A 17426-nucleotide genomic window follows, 5' to 3' on the forward strand; every position below is an offset into this window, starting at 1 on the left:
AAACAGAATTTGCCTGGCGGCTGTAGCGCGGTGGTCCCACCTGACCCCATGCCGAACTCAGAAGTGAAACGCCGTAGCGCCGATGGTAGTGTGGGGTCTCCCCATGCGAGAGTAGGGAACTGCCAGGCATCAAWYAAGTGAAGAGCCCATCCTGACGGATGGGCTTTTTTGCGTTTYTGCGCTGCAAATTTGGAGTRTGGCTTTGCCTTATCCGGCCTGCAGTCAGGRCGAGGCTCYGTGGTTAACGGGCACGACCGTCCAAAATAGTCGAACCTCTGCGCGTGCCGTCACGCTGAATCTCATCAACTGATCCCTGCGCTTACTCCTAAATTCTTTCCCTGCTAATTAAAACCGCGATCGCTGTCACACAATAACATATAACAATTATATAACATTTCATTTACTAAAAAAGACAGCAAACACTACCGGATCTTTGGCAGGAGTACAACTTTAATGACTGAAAGCAGTGTAACTGCGAACGGGGCACTGACTGACAGTGATACCCGTCGTCGCATATGGGCAATTGTAGGCGCGTCATCCGGAAATCTGGTTGAATGGTTTGATTTCTATGTCTACTCGTTTTGCTCGCTCTATTTTGCCCACATCTTCTTTCCTTCCGGAAACACGACAACGCAGCTACTACAAACCGCAGGCGTTTTTGCGGCCGGGTTTTTAATGCGTCCGATTGGTGGTTGGCTATTCGGTCGTATCGCCGATAAACATGGTCGTAAAAAATCCATGCTTTTGTCCGTTTGTATGATGTGTCTGGGATCGCTGGTGATCGCCTGCCTGCCAGGTTATGAAACCATTGGAACCTGGGCTCCGGCGCTGTTACTGCTGGCGCGTTTGTTCCAGGGATTATCTGTTGGTGGGGAGTATGGCACCAGCGCGACCTACATGAGTGAAGTTGCTGTCGAGGGCCGTAAGGGGTTTTACGCCTCTTTCCAGTACGTCACACTTATCGGTGGTCAACTGTTGGCGCTGCTGGTTGTGGTTGTCTTACAGCAGACTATGGAAGATTCAGCCCTCAGAGAGTGGGGCTGGCGTATTCCTTTCGCATTAGGCGCAGTACTGGCGGTTGTGGCGCTCTGGTTACGTCGTCAACTGGATGAAACATCAAAGCAGGAAACGCGTGCGCTGAAAGAGGCGGGCTCGCTGAAAGGGTTATGGCGTAACCGTAGAGCGTTCATCATGGTGCTCGGGTTCACCGCGGCGGGATCGCTGTGCTTCTATACCTTCACCACCTATATGCAAAAGTATCTGGTAAACACCGCAGGTATGCATGCCAATGTGGCAAGCGGCATTATGACGGCAGCGCTATTTGTTTATATGCTCGTGCAGCCGCTGTTTGGTGCGTTGTCAGATAAAATTGGCCGACGTACCTCCATGCTGTGTTTCGGCGCGCTGGCAACCCTGTTTACTGTCCCCATTTTGACCGCGCTTCAGAATGTGACTTCGCCGTATGCAGCATTTGGTCTGGTAATGTGCGCGCTGCTGATCGTCAGTTTCTACACCTCGATCAGCGGTATATTGAAAGCTGAAATGTTCCCGGCACAGGTTCGTGCATTAGGAGTGGGGCTTTCTTATGCCGTGGCGAATGCTCTGTTTGGTGGTTCGGCGGAATATGTGGCGCTGTCGCTGAAGTCTGTCGGTATGGAGACGTCGTTCTTCTGGTATGTTACCGTTATGTCGATCGTCGCATTTTTGGTTTCGCTGACGTTGCATCGCAAAGGGAAAGGTCTGCGCCTCTAGTGATGCGCCATTTGCCAGAGGGTATAGCCGGTCGTTGCACCGGCGACATCCCAGGCAAAGTCTTTCCAACTCCAGCCGCTCCCTGCGGGGCGGCTATCCCAAAGCTCCTTTGACGCCCCCAGACTGACCGAGAACATAAACCCTATCATCGCACTGTGATCGCGGCTGATTCCCTGATGTTGCGCGTACTCATTACCTGCGGCTGAGAGCATCGCGGAAGCAATAAAGTGCTGTGCTTTGTCCTGCCCACTCCAGCTATCCTGCGCCATATGGCTACAGCCTGACAGAATAAAGGCGCTCAGAAGAAAAATAACGCGCACCATGCCCCCATAGAAAAAACCCCGTTCAGGACGGGGTTTCACTTTTACAGAATACGGCTTATCAGCCTGTCGATTCGAATACGACGTAATCGACGGATCAGTTTGCGAACTTTTACCGGGTAATCGGCAATGCTCTGCAAGTCACGATAGTGTTTAACGACCGTGGTATGCGTACGAATTAGCGCCAGCTCTTTCTCGCGCTGTGCAGCCAGCTCTTGCTTAGGATCGTGGATCAGGATCGCATTTTCCAGATCCAGACGCCAGGCGCGCGGGTTGAGGTTGTTCCCGGTCAGCAGCATCCACTTGTCATCGATCCACATCCCTTTTAGATGGTAGGTATTGTCGTCATCTTTCCACAAGCGAACGACCAGTTGATCGGTATTGACGTAATACTGCAAACGACTCAGGAAACGACGCAGGTTAATCTCATAGAGATAGGGCAATGCGCCAATTATCTTAAATGGTTCATTTTCCGGGATATAAAAATCGTTGGCGGTTTTATCCCCCACAATGATCTCAACCTTCTTCCCTTCGCGCAGCAGTTGAATGATGTTGCGAACAAGAATTGCTGGCAGGTTGAAATAGGGGGTGCAAATCGTGAGCTTATGCTCTGCACAGGGCATAAGGTGGAAAATGGTTTTGTTCAGCAGGCTGGATTTCCCCAGACCGACCAATGGCGTCACGGACAGCTGTTCATTATCGGCATCGCCCTGGAAGTGATAAGCCGCGTCACGAAGCTCCTGGCGGTATAAACGAATGTCGTTTTTAATCTCCGGGCTTTTCGGACGCTGGGTATTATCCAGACGATTTACGCCACGACCGTTCATCAGGTTCTGGGTCACCCACTCGAACATGATGTCTGCCATTCTGGCGTTGCGGATTAGCTGATAGCGGTCATAGCGATATTTATCGTGCTGATGCAGATAGACATCGTTAAGACTGGCGCCGCTGTACAGGACGCTATCATCAATGATAAAGCCTTTAAAGTGCAGCACGCCAAGGGCTTCGCGGGTATTGATCGGCACACCGTATACCGGCACATCGACACCCGGATTTTCATGCGCCATTCGGCAATACCAGTCGGCGTTGGTATTGGATGCTGCCGCGCCAATACGTCCACGCTGCGCACGATGCCAGTCGACGAGTACCCGAACATCCAACTCAGGACGCTGCCGTTTCGCCTCGTAAAGCGCGCTAAGAATGCCTTTGCCACCGTCATCCTGTTCCAGATACAGGGCAATAATGCAAATGCGCTGCTTCGCGCTGGCTATCTTTTCCAGCAGGGTCTCCCTGAACCTGGCGGGAGCATAAAAGAAATCGACATCATCAACTGATTGAGAAATCTTAGGTAGTTGGGCAAGGTGTTGTTGATGTTTATTACGCTTAAATTTTGACAACATCACAGTGCATTTCTTCTCTGTTCATTGAAGGGTCCTCTGTGCTATGCAGACGACATAAGCGGGCAATGATAACACCGTCCCCGTTAAAGTGGTCAACATTTCCAGTACCTTACTCACGATTCCTCGGGCGGAGCCAGATCCAGCGACAGCCCGACGATTCCCTCTTCGAGCTGGATATCCACGCTAAACCCAAGCTTACGCGCCAGCGCGACCATGCCACGATTATTTGGCATCGTAATACCATTCAGCCTTCTCAGTCCGTGATCTCGTGTATAGGTAATCAATTTTTCCAGCAATCGACGACCCAATCCTAACCCTTTAAGATCGGAACGAACCAGTACGGCAAATTCCGCATCAATATTATCCGGATCGGAGATCGCTCGCGTCACACCCAGGATCTCTTCCGTTCGTTCTACGCGCCTCACCGCAACAAACGCCATTTCCCGATCGTAGTCGATTTGCGTCATGTTGGCTAAATCTTCATGAGTAAATTCATTGATCTCGCTGAAATAGCGGTAATAAAGATCTTCTTTGGTGACCTGGGAAATAAACTGCTGAAGTTGGGGTTCATCTTCTGGCAGGATAGGACGGAACAGACATTGCTCGCCATTTTTCATCTCCACCCACTCTTCCAGTTGATGCGGATAGGGGCGAATGGCAAGACGACTTTCGTTATCGCCCTCGAATGGGGCGATATCCAGCGTGACATCCAGGGCGGTAAACTCACCGGCGGAGGCCAGCAGCGGGTGAATATCCAGACGCTGGATCTCCGGGCAGTCGACAATCAGGTTTGAGACCTGAACCAGCAACTGACTTAACCCCGCGACATCCAACGGGCGCAGCGCACTGCGGCCACGGATCTTTTTATTCTTGATCGCCTGAATCACTAAATAACGCGCCAGGTTCATGTTTAGCGGCGGTAATGCCACCACGGCCTGCTCTTCAGGCCGCCACTCAACGCCGCCTTCACCCAACATGATCAATGGGCCAAATACGGGATCGTGCTCAACCACCACGCGCAGTTCCTGCGCTCCCGCACGGTTCGCCATACTCTGCACCAGCAGACCGTGGATCCGCGCCTGGGGCCAGGTCATTTTCACACGATCAATAATTGCATTGGCTGCCTGTTGAACTTCGTTTGCCGTACGCAGGTAGAGCATTACGCCCTGAACTTCAGATTTGTGCGGGATGTCCGGTGAACGCAGCTTCAGCGCGACCGGGTAGCCAATCTGTTCTGCAATATGGACGGCCTCGATGCTGTCGCCGGCAATCCAGGTCGGGAGCGTATGTAAGCCATAAGCCTGCAGGATCGGCTGAACCTCATGGGTATCGAGTGAAGTTGCTCCATCGGCAATCGCCTGCTGAAGCAGATCATGCGCCTGGGCCGTGTTGGAGGTCAGATTGCTGGGCAGGGCCGGCGTTTCACGCAGCTGTTTCTGGTTGCGCCGGTATTCGACCATATGCATAAACGCAGTGATCGTCCCTTCCGGAGTACGATAGGTAGGGAGTCCGGCTTCACTGAACAGTCTACGGGCTTCCTGAGAGGAAAACTCGCCACACCAGTTGGTCAATAGCGAGACAAATTTTCCACGCGGGTGGTGCTTAACGGTTCCAATCAGCGTTTGTGCACACTCGGTGGCGGGGGCGGCGGCACTGGGGGAGTGAATCACCATCAGAGCGTCAAAGTCCTGGCTGGCGAGCAGAATGTCCAGCGTTCGGGTGTAATGTTCAATGCTGGCATCGTCACGCAGGTCCAGTGGGTTGGCGATCTCGACATGGGCAGGCAGAGCATCGCGCAGTTTCTGGCTGGTCTCTTCACTCAGCATGGCGAGCTTGCCGTTGCGGGACCAAAGTTGATCAAGCGCCAGCGCCGCAGGCGCGGCACCGTTACTGATGATCATCAGCCTGTCACCGCGCAGAGGACGCATATGGCTGAGCGTTTCCACTGCGGAAAAGAGCTCATGGGTATCTTTCACGCGCAGCAGACCGGCGCGTTGAATGGCGGCATCCCAGGCCGGATCCATTCCGGCGCTGGTATGCAATAACCGCTGCGCTGCCGGGCTGCGACCGCTCTTAATCACCAGAATGGGTTTGTTGCGCGCGGCGCTACGGGCGGCGGATACAAAGTGCCGGGCATCGCTGAGATGTTCGAGATAAAGCAAAATAGCGCTGGTTTTGCTGTCACGCGCCAGATAATCCAGCAGCTCATCGACATCAATATCCAGGCTGTCGCCGAGGGCAATGAAATAGGAAAAGCCCATTTCCCGCTGCTGTGCCCAGTCGAGAATGGTATTGGAAACCGCAGCGGACTGAGAAATAAAGGCCAGTTTGCCGCGCTTAATCGGGACCGGCGAGAAGCTGGCATTCAATCCCTGCCAGGGTGCCAGCAGGCCAAGACTGTTAGGGCCGAGCAGACGCATGTTGTAGCGTTGCGCACAGGTCAGCAGTTCTGCATGTTGCGCGCCAGGGGCCGAGAGAATAATGCAGGTTTTACAGCCTTTTTCCCCAAGCGCTTCCAGCAAGGCCAGATTACGGCTGGCATTGGTACACAGCACGGCAAGGTCGGGGGTGAAGGGCAGACTGGCAATATCGGGCCATGCCAGGACGCCCAGAACGGCTTTCCAGGCTGGGGTTACCGGCAAAACGGGACCGTTAAATCCTCCTGCCAGCAGGTTGCGCATCATCAGATATCCCGCCCGATTGGGCTTCATCGATGCCCCGATCACCGCGATCGATTTTGGTCGCAGAAGTGCTTCCAGTCCTCGCTGACTCATACCGGTTTCCCTTACACAGAAGTGACCGAATGATTCTAAACGCTTTCTGCTGATTCTGCTGTGATGCTTCCCTGATGTTGGGTTTTTCCTGCGAGGTAGCGCGTTTTAAAACGGGTAAAGTGCTCGCCGAGGCTGCTTGCTGCATCGGTATCACCGGCCAGATCCAACAGCGCAATGGCGACTTCAGCGGTACAGTACTGCCCTTCGGCATGGACTTCGCGCAGGTGATAGGCCGACAACCGCGACAGATCCACCGAGATCACGGGGAGAGAGTCGAGATACGGGCTTTTACGGAACATCTTACGCGCTTCCGGCCAGGTGCCGTCGAGCATAATAAACAGCGGAGGCTTACCTGTCGGTGGAGTGGAAATCACCACACGTTCAGCATCGGCATAGGAGGCGGGGAATACCACCATCGGCTGATACGCCGGGTTTTTCACCAGATCCAGCAAGGCCTGCGGTGGTTCTGTCCGCGACCACTGAAACGCGGCAGTATCCGGTAAAATATCGGCGATCAGACGCCCGGTATTGCTCGGTTTCATCGGTTCAGTATCAAACATCACCAGACAAAAACGGCTCGTTGCCTGAGAAGGCGACAGCGTCGCGCACAGGCAAAGTTTCAGCGGCAGCAAGCAGCGCTGGCAGCGACGAATACGATTGCCTCGGGCGAGAAAAGGGCGAGTGGCGCGCGCCAGACGTTCAGCGCGAAGCGTGAGAACAGCGTTTTCAGTCATAGAGAATGCGTTGAAAAACGCTATTGTCGCAGAGGTGAAAACGGGGCACAAGATGCGCCCCGCAGAGTTTACAGTGACTCGTTCAGCCAACTATCAAATGGCGCTTTGGGAACCGCGCCGTTCAGCATGTCGACAACCTGACCGTTTTTGAAGATCATAATGGTGGGAATACTACGGATACCAAAGCGTGCACTGAGCTCTCGTTCCGCTTCCGTGTTGATCTTCACGAAGCGAACTTTGCCGCTGCGTTCTTCGGCGACATCTTCAAAGATCGGGGCGAAGTTACGGCATGGGCCGCACCACGGTGCCCAGAAATCGATTACGACGGGCAGATCGTCTTTGAGCAGTTTATCCAGTGTTTCACCGGTCGCATTGATCACCTCCCCGTCGAACAGGTCGTGACCACAGCGTCCGCATTTTGCCGCATCCTCAACCCGATTGTCGGGAATGCGGTTGATGGCCTGGCAGCTGGTACAAACGGTATTCATAACTAACCTCTGGATGCGTCGGGGTATTGAACGGCAGAGACGCCGGTATGTTTCTAATATGTTACATATTATCGATGAGACTGTTTTAAACGACAATCTGTTTTATTCAATGAGTACAATAGTCATAAGCTTTTAAATGAAATAATGGCTAACCTGGCGCACATCGGGTAATCTGCGCGCTTCGCGCAGCGCTGGTGGAGAAAAGCATGAACGATGAATTGAAAAACAAAAGCGGCAAGGTCAAAGTGATGTATGTCCGCAGTGATGATGATTCTGATAAACGTACCCATAACCCGCGTACCGGGAAAGGTGGCGGGCGTCCAGGAAAATCTCGTGCCGACGGTGGCCGTCGCCCCGCCCGCGATGAAAGAACCCCTCCGAGCCGCGATCGCAAGCGTGAAGACTCACCGTGGCGGACCGTGTCCCGCGCGCCGGGTGATGAAACGCCTGAAAAAGCCGATCACGGTGGTATCAGCGGTAAAAGCTTTATCGATCCTGAAGTCTTACGTCGTCAACGTGCAGAAGAGACCCGCGTTTACGGTGAAAATGCCTGTCAGGCCCTGTTCCAGAGTCGTCCGGACGCGATTGTCCGCGCCTGGTTCATTCAGAGCGTCACGCCGCGCTTCAAAGAAGCATTACGCTGGATGGCGGCAAACCGCAAAGCGTACCATGTGGTTGATGAAGCGGAACTGGCGAAAGCTTCAGGTACCGAACATCACGGCGGTGTCTGCTTCCTGATTAAAAAACGTAACGGCACGACGGTGAAACAGTGGGTAAGCCAGGCGGGCGCGCAGGACTGTGTGTTAGCGCTGGAAGCTATTTCTAACCCGCACAACCTCGGTGGCATGATGCGTAGCTGCGCGCACTTCGGTGTGAAAGGCGTAGTGGTGCAGGATGCGGCGCTGCTGGAGTCCGGTGCGGCGATTCGTACCGCAGAAGGCGGTGCCGAACACGTTCAGCCGATTACCGGCGACAGCATCGTTGATGTGTTGGATGATTTCCGTCAGGCGGGTTACACCGTGGTGACAACGTCTAGTGAACGCGGTAAGCCGCTGTTTAAAACTGAACTGCCAGAGAAAATCGTCCTGGTGTTAGGTCAGGACGTTGACGGTTTGCCGGATGCGGCGCGCGATGCCAGCGATCTGTGCGTTAAAATCGACGGTACGGGTAATGTTGAAAGCCTGAACGTCTCGGTGGCAACCGGTGTGCTGCTTGCCGAATGGTGGCGTCAGAACAAAGCCTGATGGAAAAACGCCAGCGATTCGCTGGCATTTTTTTATTCGCTCTCCGCCGGTAAAACGGGCATCCAGTCAATCGGCTTCTCGCCGCGTTGTTCCAACCACTGATTCGCCAACACAAAATGGTTACAGCCAAAAAATCCACGATGCGCCGAGAGCGGTGAAGGATGAGGCGCTTTCAGGACATGATGACGTTTTTGATCAATGATCGCGCCTTTCTTCTGCGCATGAGAGCCCCAGAGCAGAAAAACCACCCCTTCACGATGTTGATTAATCAGGCCGATCACTTTATCGGTGAACGTTTCCCATCCCAGACTGGCATGAGAGTGCGCCTGACCCGCCCGCACGGTTAATACCGTATTAAGCAGCAGAACGCCCTGATGCGCCCAGCTTTCCAGATAACCGTGGGCAGGACGAGTGAAACCGGGGATCGACCCCTCCAGTTCCTTATACATGTTCAGCAGCGAAGGGGGCGTAGCAATACCGGGGCGGACAGAAAACGCCAGACCATGCGCCTGCCCGGGACCGTGGTAGGGATCCTGTCCAAGGATCACGACCTTGACATCACCCAGTTCGGTGAAGCGAAACGCATTAAACACATCTTTTTGCGGCGGATAAACCGTGATCCCGGACTGACGCTCTCCGGCGACGGTATGCAGCGTATTGATAAAGTAGGGCTGCTGTTTCTCTTCAGCCAGCACATCGTGCCAGGTTAATTCAGTGGCCATCTCGCTCTCCTGCGAATTCTCAATCGTCATAGCTTAACTGCTTCTTTCGACGGCGCAAAATTCTCTCCGCGATGATGTGCGCTATGCACTTAATAAAGTTGAAAATTTGTGTAAAAAGTTTATGTCTTCACATGGCGTAAGTTGATGTAAAACAATAAAATCATCTCATCTCCCTATTCTGCATGTGGATTTTATTGATTTAAATCAATGAATCGAGGGTGTTAGGGGGGTATATATACACTCAAGCAACAATGGTTTTACCAATTGGCCGCGAGCCGGCCAACCCTAATCAAATACTTTGCCGGGGAGGCATCACAATGATTACAGGTATCCAGATTACTAAAGCCGCTAATGACGATCTGCTGAATTCCTTCTGGCTGCTGGACAGCGAAAAAGGCGAAGCGCGTTGCATCGCAGCGAAAGCCGGTTTTGCCGAAGATGACGTGGTAGCGGTCAGCAAACTGGGTGAAATTGAGTACCGCGAAATTCCGATGGAAGTGAAACCGGAAGTTCGTGTGGAAGGTGGCCAGCACCTGAACGTTAACGTTTTGCGTCGTGAAACGCTGGAAGATGCGGTTAAGCATCCGGAAAAATACCCGCAGCTGACTATCCGTGTTTCGGGTTATGCCGTGCGCTTTAACTCACTGACGCCGGAACAGCAGCGCGACGTTATCGCTCGTACCTTTACTGAAAGCCTGTAAGGCTTAACGTTTAAATAAAAACGCCGGGAAATCCCGGCGTTTTTTTACTCTTCGTTTGACTCCTGCGGCGTCGTTGCCGCACTCGGCTTGCGACGTTTACCAATGTTCCTGGTATCGCGATGGCGTTTCTTCACGCGTGGTTTCTCTTTGTCTTTCTCTTTTTTCTTCTCTTCACGTTTCGCGAGTGCTTTTTTCGACGGTTTGCCCGTCATCTTTTCGCTCGGAGCGCGTGAGGTTGGGCGCAACTCATCAATCACCCTGGATTTCAGCGGTTCTTCAATGTAGCGACCAATTTTCAGCAGCAGCAGGTGATCGTGCGCTTCGACCAGCGAGATTGCGGTGCCCTTGCGACCGGCGCGGCCGGTACGGCCAATGCGGTGCAGATAGGTGTCTCCGCTACGCGGCATGTCGAAGTTAATCACGTGGCTGACGTCAGGAATATCGATCCCGCGTGCGGCAACATCGGTGGCGACCAACACGTTAACGCGACCGTCAGTAAGACGCTTAATGCCTTCGTTACGCTTGATCTGCGCCATCTCACCTTCGAGATAGCAGTTGTTGATCCCCGCCAGACGCAGCTTTTCAGCCAGTTCGTGCACGCGCTCGCGCTTGCGGACAAACACAATGGTACGGGTGGCGTCGTCTTGCTTCAGCAGGTGCTTCAGCAGTTCGAATTTATGTTCGACGTTATCCGCGCGGTAATACCACTGGTGGATCTTCTTACGTTCGCGGGTGGATGGCGTAGCGGAGACTTCGACCGGCTCTTCCAGCAGACGTTCGGCAAAATCTTTAATCGCATCGCCTTCCAGCGTGGCGGAGAACAGCATCGTCTGTTTGCGCCAGCGCGTTTCCCCGGCGATGTGCTCGATGTCCTGGGCAAAGCCCATATCCAGCATTCGGTCGGCTTCGTCGAGGATCAGCGTTTCCACGGCGCGGCAGTCAAAATTCTCTTCTTTAATATACTGCAGCAGACGCCCGGTGGTGGCGACCACGATATCCTGGTTTTCGCTGAACACTTCGGCGTGGTTCATGTAGGCTACGCCGCCGGTAATTGTCGCGATATCCAGATGGGTGTTTTTGGCCAGTTCACGGGCATGATCGGCGACCTGCATCGCCAGTTCGCGAGTCGGAGTCAGGATCAAAATACGTGGCGGACCGGATTTTTTACGCGGGAAGTCGAGCAGGTGCTGCAACGCTGGCAGCAAATATGCCGCCGTTTTACCGGTGCCTGTCGGCGCAGAACCGAGTACGTCACGGCCTTCGAGTGCAGGCGGAATGGCGGCAGCCTGAATGGCGGTCGGGCGAGTGAAACCTTTTTCCTGGAGGGCATCCAGCAGGCTTTCATCGAGTTCAAGTTCGGAAAAAGTCGTTACAGTCATGTTCTACCTCTGTGTGGGGCGCTGATTATAGACGTTACGGCTGCAATCTTCATCTGTTTGTATGGATATCGCTTCTCAGGTATTGTTTTCACCAGGTGCTGTTGCCGTTTTTCCTGCAAGGTTTTTAATTCATGCCTCAGTCTACATCCGTCCTTCGTCGTAATGGATTTACTTTTAAACAGTTTTTTGTCGCGCACGATCGTTGTGCGATGAAAGTCGGAACAGATGGGATTCTGTTAGGGGCATGGGCACCGGTGGCGGGCGTAAAGCGGATCCTCGATATCGGTACCGGCAGCGGACTGTTGGCGCTGATGCTGGCGCAGCGTACTGATGAAAGCGTCACCGTTGATGCCGTTGAACTGGATAGCGACGCCGCCGCGCAGGCGCAAGAAAACGTTACCCAGTCGCCGTGGGCGGATCGGGTAACGGTGCAGGCGGAAGATGTCCAACATTGGGCGGCACGGCAGACCGTTAAATATGACCTTATCATCAGTAACCCGCCGTATTACGAGCAGGGCGTCGAGTGTGCTACACCGCAGCGGGAACAGGCGCGTTATACCACGATGCTGGATCATTCTGCGCTGTTAGCGACGGCGACGGGGCTAATCACGGAAGAGGGATTCTTGTGCGTTGTGTTGCCGGAAAATATCGGCAATACCTTCACGCAGCAAGCGTTAAATATGGGCTGGCATTTACGGCTACGCACCGACGTTGCTGAAACGGAGGCGCGGTTGCCGCATCGGGTGCTGCTGGCATTCTCCCCTAAGAAGGGGGAATGCTTTAGCGACAGGCTGGTGATTCGCGGGCCGGATCAGCGTTACTCCGAAGGTTATACGGCGCTGACCCAGGCATTTTATCTGTTCATGTGAGCCGTTAACGGCGAGAGCACAGATGGGCCAGATTCCTCCAGCAGTGCCGGATAATCGAGCGTGTAGTGCAGACCGCGGCTCTCTTTGCGCATCATCGCACAGCGCACAATCAGCTCGGCGACCTGAACCAGGTTGCGTAACTCCAGCAAATTATTCGAGACGCGGAAATGGGCGTAATATTCGTCGATCTCCTGTTGTAACATAGTGATACGACGCAGGGCCCGCTCCAGACGTTTGGTGGTGCGCACAATCCCCACGTAGTCCCACATAAACAGCCGCAGCTCATGCCAGTTATGCTGAATCACCACCAGTTCGTCAGGGTTGTCCACGCGACTTTCATCCCAGGCGGGCAGGGCGCTTACGCCACGGGCGTAAGGCATTCGTCTGTCGATATCTTCCGCTGCGGACCAGCCGTATACCAGACACTCCAGCAGCGAGTTTGAGGCCATCCGGTTCGCGCCGTGCAGGCCGGTGTAGCTCACTTCCCCGATCGCATACAGGCCGTCCACATCGGTACGACCAAAGTCGTCAACCATCACGCCACCGCAGGTGTAGTGTGCTGCTGGCACGATGGGCACTGGTTCTTTGGTCAGGTCGATACCCAGCCCCAGCAGCTTTTCGTAAATCATCGGGAAATGCTGACGCACAAAGGCTTCTGGCTTATGGCTGATATCAAGGAACATACAGTCCGCACCGAGACGCTTCATTTCATGGTCGATAGCGCGGGCGACGATATCGCGCGGCGCCAGTTCCCCTCGCGCGTCAAAGTCTGGCATAAACCGCGTGCCGTCCGGGCGTTTGAGATGAGCACCTTCTCCGCGCAGCGCTTCGGTAAGCAGGAAATTACGTGCCTGGGGATGATACAGCGCGGTAGGGTGGAACTGATTAAATTCGAGATTCGCAACCCGGCATCCCGCACGCCAGGCCATCGCAATACCGTCGCCGGAGGAAATGTCCGGATTCGTTGTATATTGATACACCTTTGATGCGCCGCCGGTCGCCAGCACGACAGACTTCGCGTGACAGGTTTCCACCGCCTCTTTATTCCGGTTCCAGACCCATGCCCCCACGACGCGTCGTGTGCCGGGCAGGCCAATTTTGTCGGAGATGATTAAATCGACGGCATTACTGCGTTCCAGTACCCGGATGTTTGGATGGCTTTGCGCCTTGCTGACCAGCGTGGTTTCCACCTCTTTACCGGTGGCATCAGCGGCATGCAAAATGCGACGATGGCTATGACCACCTTCACGCGTCAGATGGTAACTCTCTTCACCGTTAGGCTGCACCTGGGTATCAAATAGCACCCCCTGATCAATCAACCACTGTACGCAGGGACGGGCATTGCTGGCGACAAACTCCACCGCATGGCGATCGCAAATACCAGCGCCGGCAATGAGCGTATCTTCCACATGTGAATCAATGCTGTCGGTTTCATCGAAAACGGCGGCAATCCCGCCCTGCGCATAGAAAGTGGAGCCTTCGCTGACGGGACCTTTACTCAGCACGATAACCTGGTGCTTTTCAGCCAGGCGCAGCGCCAGCGAGAGTCCGGCAGCGCCGCTACCAATAATTAACACGTCACAAGAAAGTTCAGGCGTAGTTTTCATGATATTTTGTTTAATGTACTAAACAGTGTTTGGCCAGCATAGCACCAGAATCTGCGATTCAGCACGTTTTATTTTCAGTGTTGTTGTAATGACTAAACAAAACGGTGCGATGTAAAAGGATGTCAGGTGGGGAAACCATTTTGCGCGGCGGGCCGTAAGCATCAGATTAGAGGATGAAATAAAGTGGCCGTTGGGTTACTCTGCAACCGGTTTATGGGCATTTTTAAAGATAGTGCGTTGTTCAGACTCGGTAGACTTATAATGAGAGATAATGACCGTCTACAACATGACAAACAAAAAACAGATGCGTAACGGAACTTTACAAAAACGAGACACTCTAACCTGTTGCTTGCTCATAGTGCAGCTAATGGAGTGGCGTTTCGCGAACGCGTGGAAATTTGGTTTGGGGAGACTTTACCTCGGATGAGCGAGCAGTTAACGGACCAGGTCCTGGTTGAACGGGTCCAGAAGGGAGATCAGAAAGCCTTCAATTTACTGGTAGTACGCTACCAGCATAAAGTGGCGAGTCTGGTTTCCCGTTATGTCCCGTCGGGCGATGTTCCCGATGTGGTGCAAGAATCATTTATTAAAGCCTACCGTGCGCTGGACTCGTTCCGGGGAGATAGTGCTTTTTATACCTGGCTGTATCGCATTGCGGTGAATACAGCGAAGAATTACCTGGTGGCTCAGGGGCGTCGTCCGCCATCAAGCGATGTTGATGCGATTGAAGCAGAAAACTTCGAAAGTGGCGGTGCGCTGAAAGAAATTTCGAACCCTGAGAACTTAATGTTGTCAGAAGAACTGAGACAGATAGTTTTCCGAACTATTGAGTCCCTCCCGGAAGATTTACGTATGGCAATAACCTTGCGGGAGCTGGATGGCCTGAGCTATGAAGAGATAGCCGCTATCATGGATTGTCCGGTGGGTACGGTGCGTTCACGTATCTTCCGAGCGCGGGAAGCTATTGATAATAAAGTTCAACCGCTTATCAGGCGTTGACGATAGCGGATACTGGAAAAGGTATTAGGCATGCAGAAAGAAAAACTTTCCGCTTTAATGGATGGCGAGACGCTGGATAGTGAGTTGCTCAACGAACTGGCTCACGATTCGGATATGCAAAAAACCTGGGAAAGCTATCACCTGATCCGTGATTCAATGCGGGGTGATACACCTGAGGTGCTTCATTTCGATATTTCCGCTCGCGTAATGGCCGCTATTGAAGATGAGCCGGTACGCAATACGGTGCCATTCATTCCAGAGGCCCAGCCTGCGCCGCAGCAATGGCAGAAAATGCCATTCTGGAAAAAAATGCGTCCGTGGGCCGCGCAACTTACCCAAATGGGCGTTGCCGCGTGCGTATCGCTTGCAGTTATCGTTGGTGTCCAGCACTATAATGGACAATCTGAAACGTCCCAGCAGCCTGAAACGCCGGTCTTTAATACTTTGCCGATGATGGGTAAAGCCAGCCCGGTAAGCCTGGGAGTACCTTCTGATGCGACCGCGAACGGTGGGCAACAGCAGCAGGTACAGGAGCAGCGTCGTCGGATCAACGCCATGTTGCAGGATTACGAACTGCAACGCCGACTGCACTCCGAACAGCTTCAGTTTGAGCAGGCACAGACACAGCAAGCCGCTGTTCAGGTGCCAGGAATTCAAACTTTAGGAACGCAATCGCAGTAATGAAGCAACTTTGGTTTGCCATGTCACTTGTGACGGGTAGCCTGTTCTTCTCTGTCAACGCCTCGGCCAACACTGCGTCCGGGGCGTTGTTGCAGCAGATGAACGTGGCGAGCCAGTCACTCAATTACGAGCTGTCATTCGTCAGCATCACGAAACAAGGCGTTGAGTCTCTGCGTTATCGCCATGCTCGCCTGGAAAATCGTCCGCTTGCGCAGCTGCTGCAAATGGATGGTCCGCGTCGTGAAGTGGTCCAGCGCGGAAATGAAATTAGCTACTTCGAGCCTGGACTCGAACCGTTCACTCTGAACGGTGACTACATCGTCGACTCCCTGCCGTCGCTTATCTATACCGATTTCAAACGTCTTGCTCCCTACTATGATTTTATTGCTGTGGGTCGTACCCGAATTGCCGATCGCCTGTGCGAAGTGATTCGCGTGGTCGCGCGTGATGGTACGCGTTACAGCTATATTGTCTGGATGGATACGGAAACGAAGCTGCCGATGCGGGTCGATCTCCTCGATCGCGATGGCGAAACGTTAGAGCAATTCCGGGTGATTGCTTTCACCGTGAATCAGGATGTCGGTAGCGGCATGCAGACGCTGGCGAAAGCCAGTTTGCCGCCGCTGCTCTCTGTTCCGGCGGGTGAAAAAGCCAAATTCAGCTGGAATCCGACCTGGCTTCCGAAAGGGTTTAGCGAAGTGTCCAGCGGGCGCAGACCGTTGCCAACGATGGACAACATGCCGATTGAATCGCGTCTCTACTCCGACGGTCTGTTTAGCTTCTCTATTAACGTCAATCGGGCAACTCAGGCCAGCACCGACCAGATGCTGCGCACCGGGCGCAGAACGGTCAGCACCAGCGTACGCGACAACGCGGAAATTACCATCGTGGGTGAATTGCCGCCGCAGACAGCGAAGCGCATTGCCGACACCATTAAGTTCGGAGCCGCGCAATGATCAAAGAGTGGGCTACCGTGGTGTCATGGCAAAACGGTGAGGCATTGGTGAGCTGTGATGTGAAAGCGTCCTGCAGCAGCTGCGCTTCACGTTCAGGATGTGGCACCCGCGTACTGAATAAACTCGGGCCGCAGACCACGCATACCATTGTGGTGGCGAGCGATGTGCCGTTAGAACCTGGGCAGAAAGTGGAGCTGGGGATTGCCGAAGGCAGTCTGTTAGGTTCCGCCATGCTGGTTTATCTGTCGCCGCTGGTGGGGTTATTCCTCATCGCCTCCCTGTTTCAGGTGCTGTTTGGCTCAGATCTCGCGGCGTTAAGCGGCGCGATACTGGGCGGCGTCGGCGGATTCCTGATTGCCCGTGGCTATTCCCGCAAGCTGGCTGAACGCGAAGCCTGGCAACCCGTTATTCTTAATGTTGCTCTCCCATCCAGTATGATTCGCGTTGAAACGCCCTCCACCGAAACGGCACCATGATATTCTTGCCGGATGGCGGTTTCGCCTTATCCGACTTACAAACGATCAGCAAGTCCAGTAGGCCCGATAAGCTTGCGCCATCGGGCGTCATGCTTCTCTTACGATGTTTTACATCAGAAAAGCGATGCCGTTTCCAGTTCCCGCAATCCTGACTCTATGAACATTTCCTCGCCTCAGCGTTGTAGTGTAGAATGCGGCGTTTCAGTTAAACAGACGTTAAGCTCAGAACAGCGACTTCACAAAGCCTGTCCAACCAGGCGTAAGGCACAATAATTACACTATATGAAGAACATACGTAACTTTTCGATCATTGCTCACATCGAT

At 53.5% G+C, this 17426-nt stretch carries 16 protein-coding genes, 1 rRNA gene and 1 pseudogene; 10 read left to right on the forward strand and 8 right to left on the reverse strand.

Annotated features, from left to right (window positions below):
• Nucleotides 1-12: 12 nt before the first annotated feature.
• Both rrf and JTI98_RS10175 read left to right on the forward strand, forming a co-directional pair.
• A 5S ribosomal RNA gene (rrf, locus tag JTI98_RS10170) occupies nt 13-128 on the forward strand.
• A gap of 325 nt (nt 129-453) precedes the next feature.
• Nucleotides 454-1752 carry an MFS transporter gene (locus JTI98_RS10175; RefSeq protein WP_044326608.1) on the forward strand — a complete coding sequence of 433 codons (1299 nt, stop codon included), beginning with the start codon at nt 454-456 and terminating at the stop codon, nt 1750-1752.
• Here JTI98_RS10175 and JTI98_RS10180 read toward each other — a convergent pair.
• The 5 genes from JTI98_RS10180 to trxC all read right to left on the reverse strand — a co-directional run bounded on the left by JTI98_RS10180 (nt 1749) and on the right by trxC (nt 7468).
• Nucleotides 1749-2075, reverse strand: a complete 327-nt coding sequence (locus JTI98_RS10180; protein ID WP_072011114.1) for a YfiM family lipoprotein — start codon at nt 2073-2075, stop codon at nt 1749-1751. The two genes, JTI98_RS10175 and JTI98_RS10180, sit on opposite strands and share 4 nt — an antisense overlap.
• Nucleotides 2076-2116: 41 nt before the next feature.
• Nucleotides 2117-3472, reverse strand: coding sequence for a CDP-diacylglycerol--serine O-phosphatidyltransferase (gene pssA / locus JTI98_RS10185; RefSeq protein WP_044253171.1), 1356 nt, complete (start codon nt 3470-3472; stop codon nt 2117-2119).
• 113 nt (nt 3473-3585) lie between these two features.
• Nucleotides 3586-6246: a protein lysine acetyltransferase gene (gene pat / locus JTI98_RS10195; protein WP_044253168.1), complete on the reverse strand. Its 2661-nt coding sequence runs from the start codon at nt 6244-6246 to the stop codon at nt 3586-3588.
• A 35-nt stretch (nt 6247-6281) separates the two neighbouring features.
• The gene (gene tapT, locus JTI98_RS10200; protein ID WP_044326606.1) at nt 6282-6980 is read right to left on the reverse strand and encodes a tRNA-uridine aminocarboxypropyltransferase; all 699 of its coding nucleotides are present in this window, start codon (nt 6978-6980) and stop codon (nt 6282-6284) included.
• A gap of 68 nt (nt 6981-7048) precedes the next feature.
• A complete protein-coding gene (trxC, locus tag JTI98_RS10205; RefSeq protein ID WP_058586970.1) occupies nt 7049-7468 on the reverse strand; it encodes a thioredoxin TrxC in 420 nt (139 codons plus the stop codon).
• Nucleotides 7469-7674: 206 nt separating this feature from the next.
• Between trxC and JTI98_RS10210 the strand changes: the two genes are divergently transcribed.
• Entirely contained in the window at nt 7675-8712 is a 1038-nt protein-coding gene (locus JTI98_RS10210; protein WP_044326605.1) for a tRNA/rRNA methyltransferase, read from the forward strand.
• A 32-nt stretch (nt 8713-8744) separates the two neighbouring features.
• Here JTI98_RS10210 and ung read toward each other — a convergent pair whose 3' ends face one another.
• Complete coding sequence (gene ung / locus JTI98_RS10215) at nt 8745-9434, reverse strand: uracil-DNA glycosylase (protein ID WP_042999709.1); 690 nt, start codon at nt 9432-9434, stop codon at nt 8745-8747.
• 317 nt (nt 9435-9751) lie between these two features.
• Here ung and grcA point away from each other — a divergent pair, with 317 nt between their 5' ends.
• Complete coding sequence (gene grcA / locus JTI98_RS10220; protein ID WP_042999710.1) at nt 9752-10135, forward strand: autonomous glycyl radical cofactor GrcA; 384 nt, start codon at nt 9752-9754, stop codon at nt 10133-10135.
• A 44-nt stretch (nt 10136-10179) separates the two neighbouring features.
• Here grcA and srmB read toward each other — a convergent pair whose 3' ends face one another.
• Entirely contained in the window at nt 10180-11514 is a 1335-nt protein-coding gene (gene srmB, locus JTI98_RS10225) for an ATP-dependent RNA helicase SrmB (RefSeq protein WP_044326604.1), read from the reverse strand.
• A gap of 131 nt (nt 11515-11645) precedes the next feature.
• Here srmB and trmN point away from each other — a divergent pair, with 131 nt between their 5' ends.
• Nucleotides 11646-12383, forward strand: a complete 738-nt coding sequence (trmN, locus tag JTI98_RS10230; protein ID WP_044253159.1) for a tRNA(1)(Val) (adenine(37)-N(6))-methyltransferase TrmN — start codon at nt 11646-11648, stop codon at nt 12381-12383.
• On the opposite strand, the gene nadB is transcribed toward trmN, so the two are convergent.
• On the reverse strand, nt 12368-13990 hold the full coding sequence (gene nadB, locus JTI98_RS10235; protein WP_044253156.1) for an L-aspartate oxidase: 1623 nt from the start codon (nt 13988-13990) through the stop codon (nt 12368-12370). The two genes, trmN and nadB, sit on opposite strands and share 16 nt — an antisense overlap.
• 261 nt (nt 13991-14251) lie before the next feature.
• Between nadB and rseD the strand changes: the two are divergent.
• The 5 genes and pseudogenes from rseD to rseC all read left to right on the forward strand — a co-directional run bounded on the left by rseD (nt 14252) and on the right by rseC (nt 17102).
• Nucleotides 14252-14417, forward strand: a pseudogene (gene rseD / locus JTI98_RS10240) (rpoE leader peptide RseD).
• Nucleotides 14414-14989, forward strand: coding sequence for an RNA polymerase sigma factor RpoE (gene rpoE, locus JTI98_RS10245; RefSeq protein ID WP_000003307.1), 576 nt, complete (start codon nt 14414-14416; stop codon nt 14987-14989). The pseudogene rseD and the gene rpoE overlap by 4 nt, the downstream one beginning before the upstream one ends.
• A gap of 30 nt (nt 14990-15019) precedes the next feature.
• The gene (gene rseA / locus JTI98_RS10250) at nt 15020-15670 is read left to right on the forward strand and encodes an anti-sigma-E factor RseA (RefSeq protein ID WP_042999714.1); all 651 of its coding nucleotides are present in this window, start codon (nt 15020-15022) and stop codon (nt 15668-15670) included.
• Nucleotides 15670-16626, forward strand: a complete 957-nt coding sequence (gene rseB / locus JTI98_RS10255) for a sigma-E factor regulatory protein RseB (RefSeq protein ID WP_044326603.1) — start codon at nt 15670-15672, stop codon at nt 16624-16626. The genes rseA and rseB overlap by 1 nt, the downstream gene beginning before the upstream one ends.
• Nucleotides 16623-17102: a SoxR-reducing system protein RseC gene (rseC, locus tag JTI98_RS10260; RefSeq protein ID WP_042999716.1), complete on the forward strand. Its 480-nt coding sequence runs from the start codon at nt 16623-16625 to the stop codon at nt 17100-17102. The genes rseB and rseC overlap by 4 nt, the downstream gene beginning before the upstream one ends.
• Nucleotides 17103-17426: the final 324 nt, after the last annotated feature.

Source organism: Citrobacter sp. MGH 55 (genome assembly GCF_016906145.1).
Lineage (GTDB): Bacteria > Pseudomonadota > Gammaproteobacteria > Enterobacterales > Enterobacteriaceae > Citrobacter_A > Citrobacter_A amalonaticus.

Excerpts from the sequence above, each read along its gene's own strand:
- JTI98_RS10175 (WP_044326608.1), top strand. The coding sequence starts at position 454 with ATGACTGAAAGCAGTGTAACTGCGAACGGGGCACTGACTGACAGTGAT.
- JTI98_RS10180 (WP_072011114.1), bottom strand. The coding sequence starts at position 2,075 with ATGGTGCGCGTTATTTTTCTTCTGAGCGCCTTTATTCTGTCAGGCTGT.
- pssA (WP_044253171.1), bottom strand. The coding sequence starts at position 3,472 with ATGTTGTCAAAATTTAAGCGTAATAAACATCAACAACACCTTGCCCAA.
- pat (WP_044253168.1), bottom strand. The coding sequence starts at position 6,246 with ATGAGTCAGCGAGGACTGGAAGCACTTCTGCGACCAAAATCGATCGCG.
- tapT (WP_044326606.1), bottom strand. The coding sequence starts at position 6,980 with ATGACTGAAAACGCTGTTCTCACGCTTCGCGCTGAACGTCTGGCGCGC.
- trxC (WP_058586970.1), bottom strand. The coding sequence starts at position 7,468 with ATGAATACCGTTTGTACCAGCTGCCAGGCCATCAACCGCATTCCCGAC.
- JTI98_RS10210 (WP_044326605.1), top strand. The coding sequence starts at position 7,675 with ATGAACGATGAATTGAAAAACAAAAGCGGCAAGGTCAAAGTGATGTAT.
- ung (WP_042999709.1), bottom strand. The coding sequence starts at position 9,434 with ATGGCCACTGAATTAACCTGGCACGATGTGCTGGCTGAAGAGAAACAG.
- grcA (WP_042999710.1), top strand. The coding sequence starts at position 9,752 with ATGATTACAGGTATCCAGATTACTAAAGCCGCTAATGACGATCTGCTG.
- srmB (WP_044326604.1), bottom strand. The coding sequence starts at position 11,514 with ATGACTGTAACGACTTTTTCCGAACTTGAACTCGATGAAAGCCTGCTG.
- trmN (WP_044253159.1), top strand. The coding sequence starts at position 11,646 with ATGCCTCAGTCTACATCCGTCCTTCGTCGTAATGGATTTACTTTTAAA.
- nadB (WP_044253156.1), bottom strand. The coding sequence starts at position 13,990 with ATGAAAACTACGCCTGAACTTTCTTGTGACGTGTTAATTATTGGTAGC.
- rpoE (WP_000003307.1), top strand. The coding sequence starts at position 14,414 with ATGAGCGAGCAGTTAACGGACCAGGTCCTGGTTGAACGGGTCCAGAAG.
- rseA (WP_042999714.1), top strand. The coding sequence starts at position 15,020 with ATGCAGAAAGAAAAACTTTCCGCTTTAATGGATGGCGAGACGCTGGAT.
- rseB (WP_044326603.1), top strand. The coding sequence starts at position 15,670 with ATGAAGCAACTTTGGTTTGCCATGTCACTTGTGACGGGTAGCCTGTTC.
- rseC (WP_042999716.1), top strand. The coding sequence starts at position 16,623 with ATGATCAAAGAGTGGGCTACCGTGGTGTCATGGCAAAACGGTGAGGCA.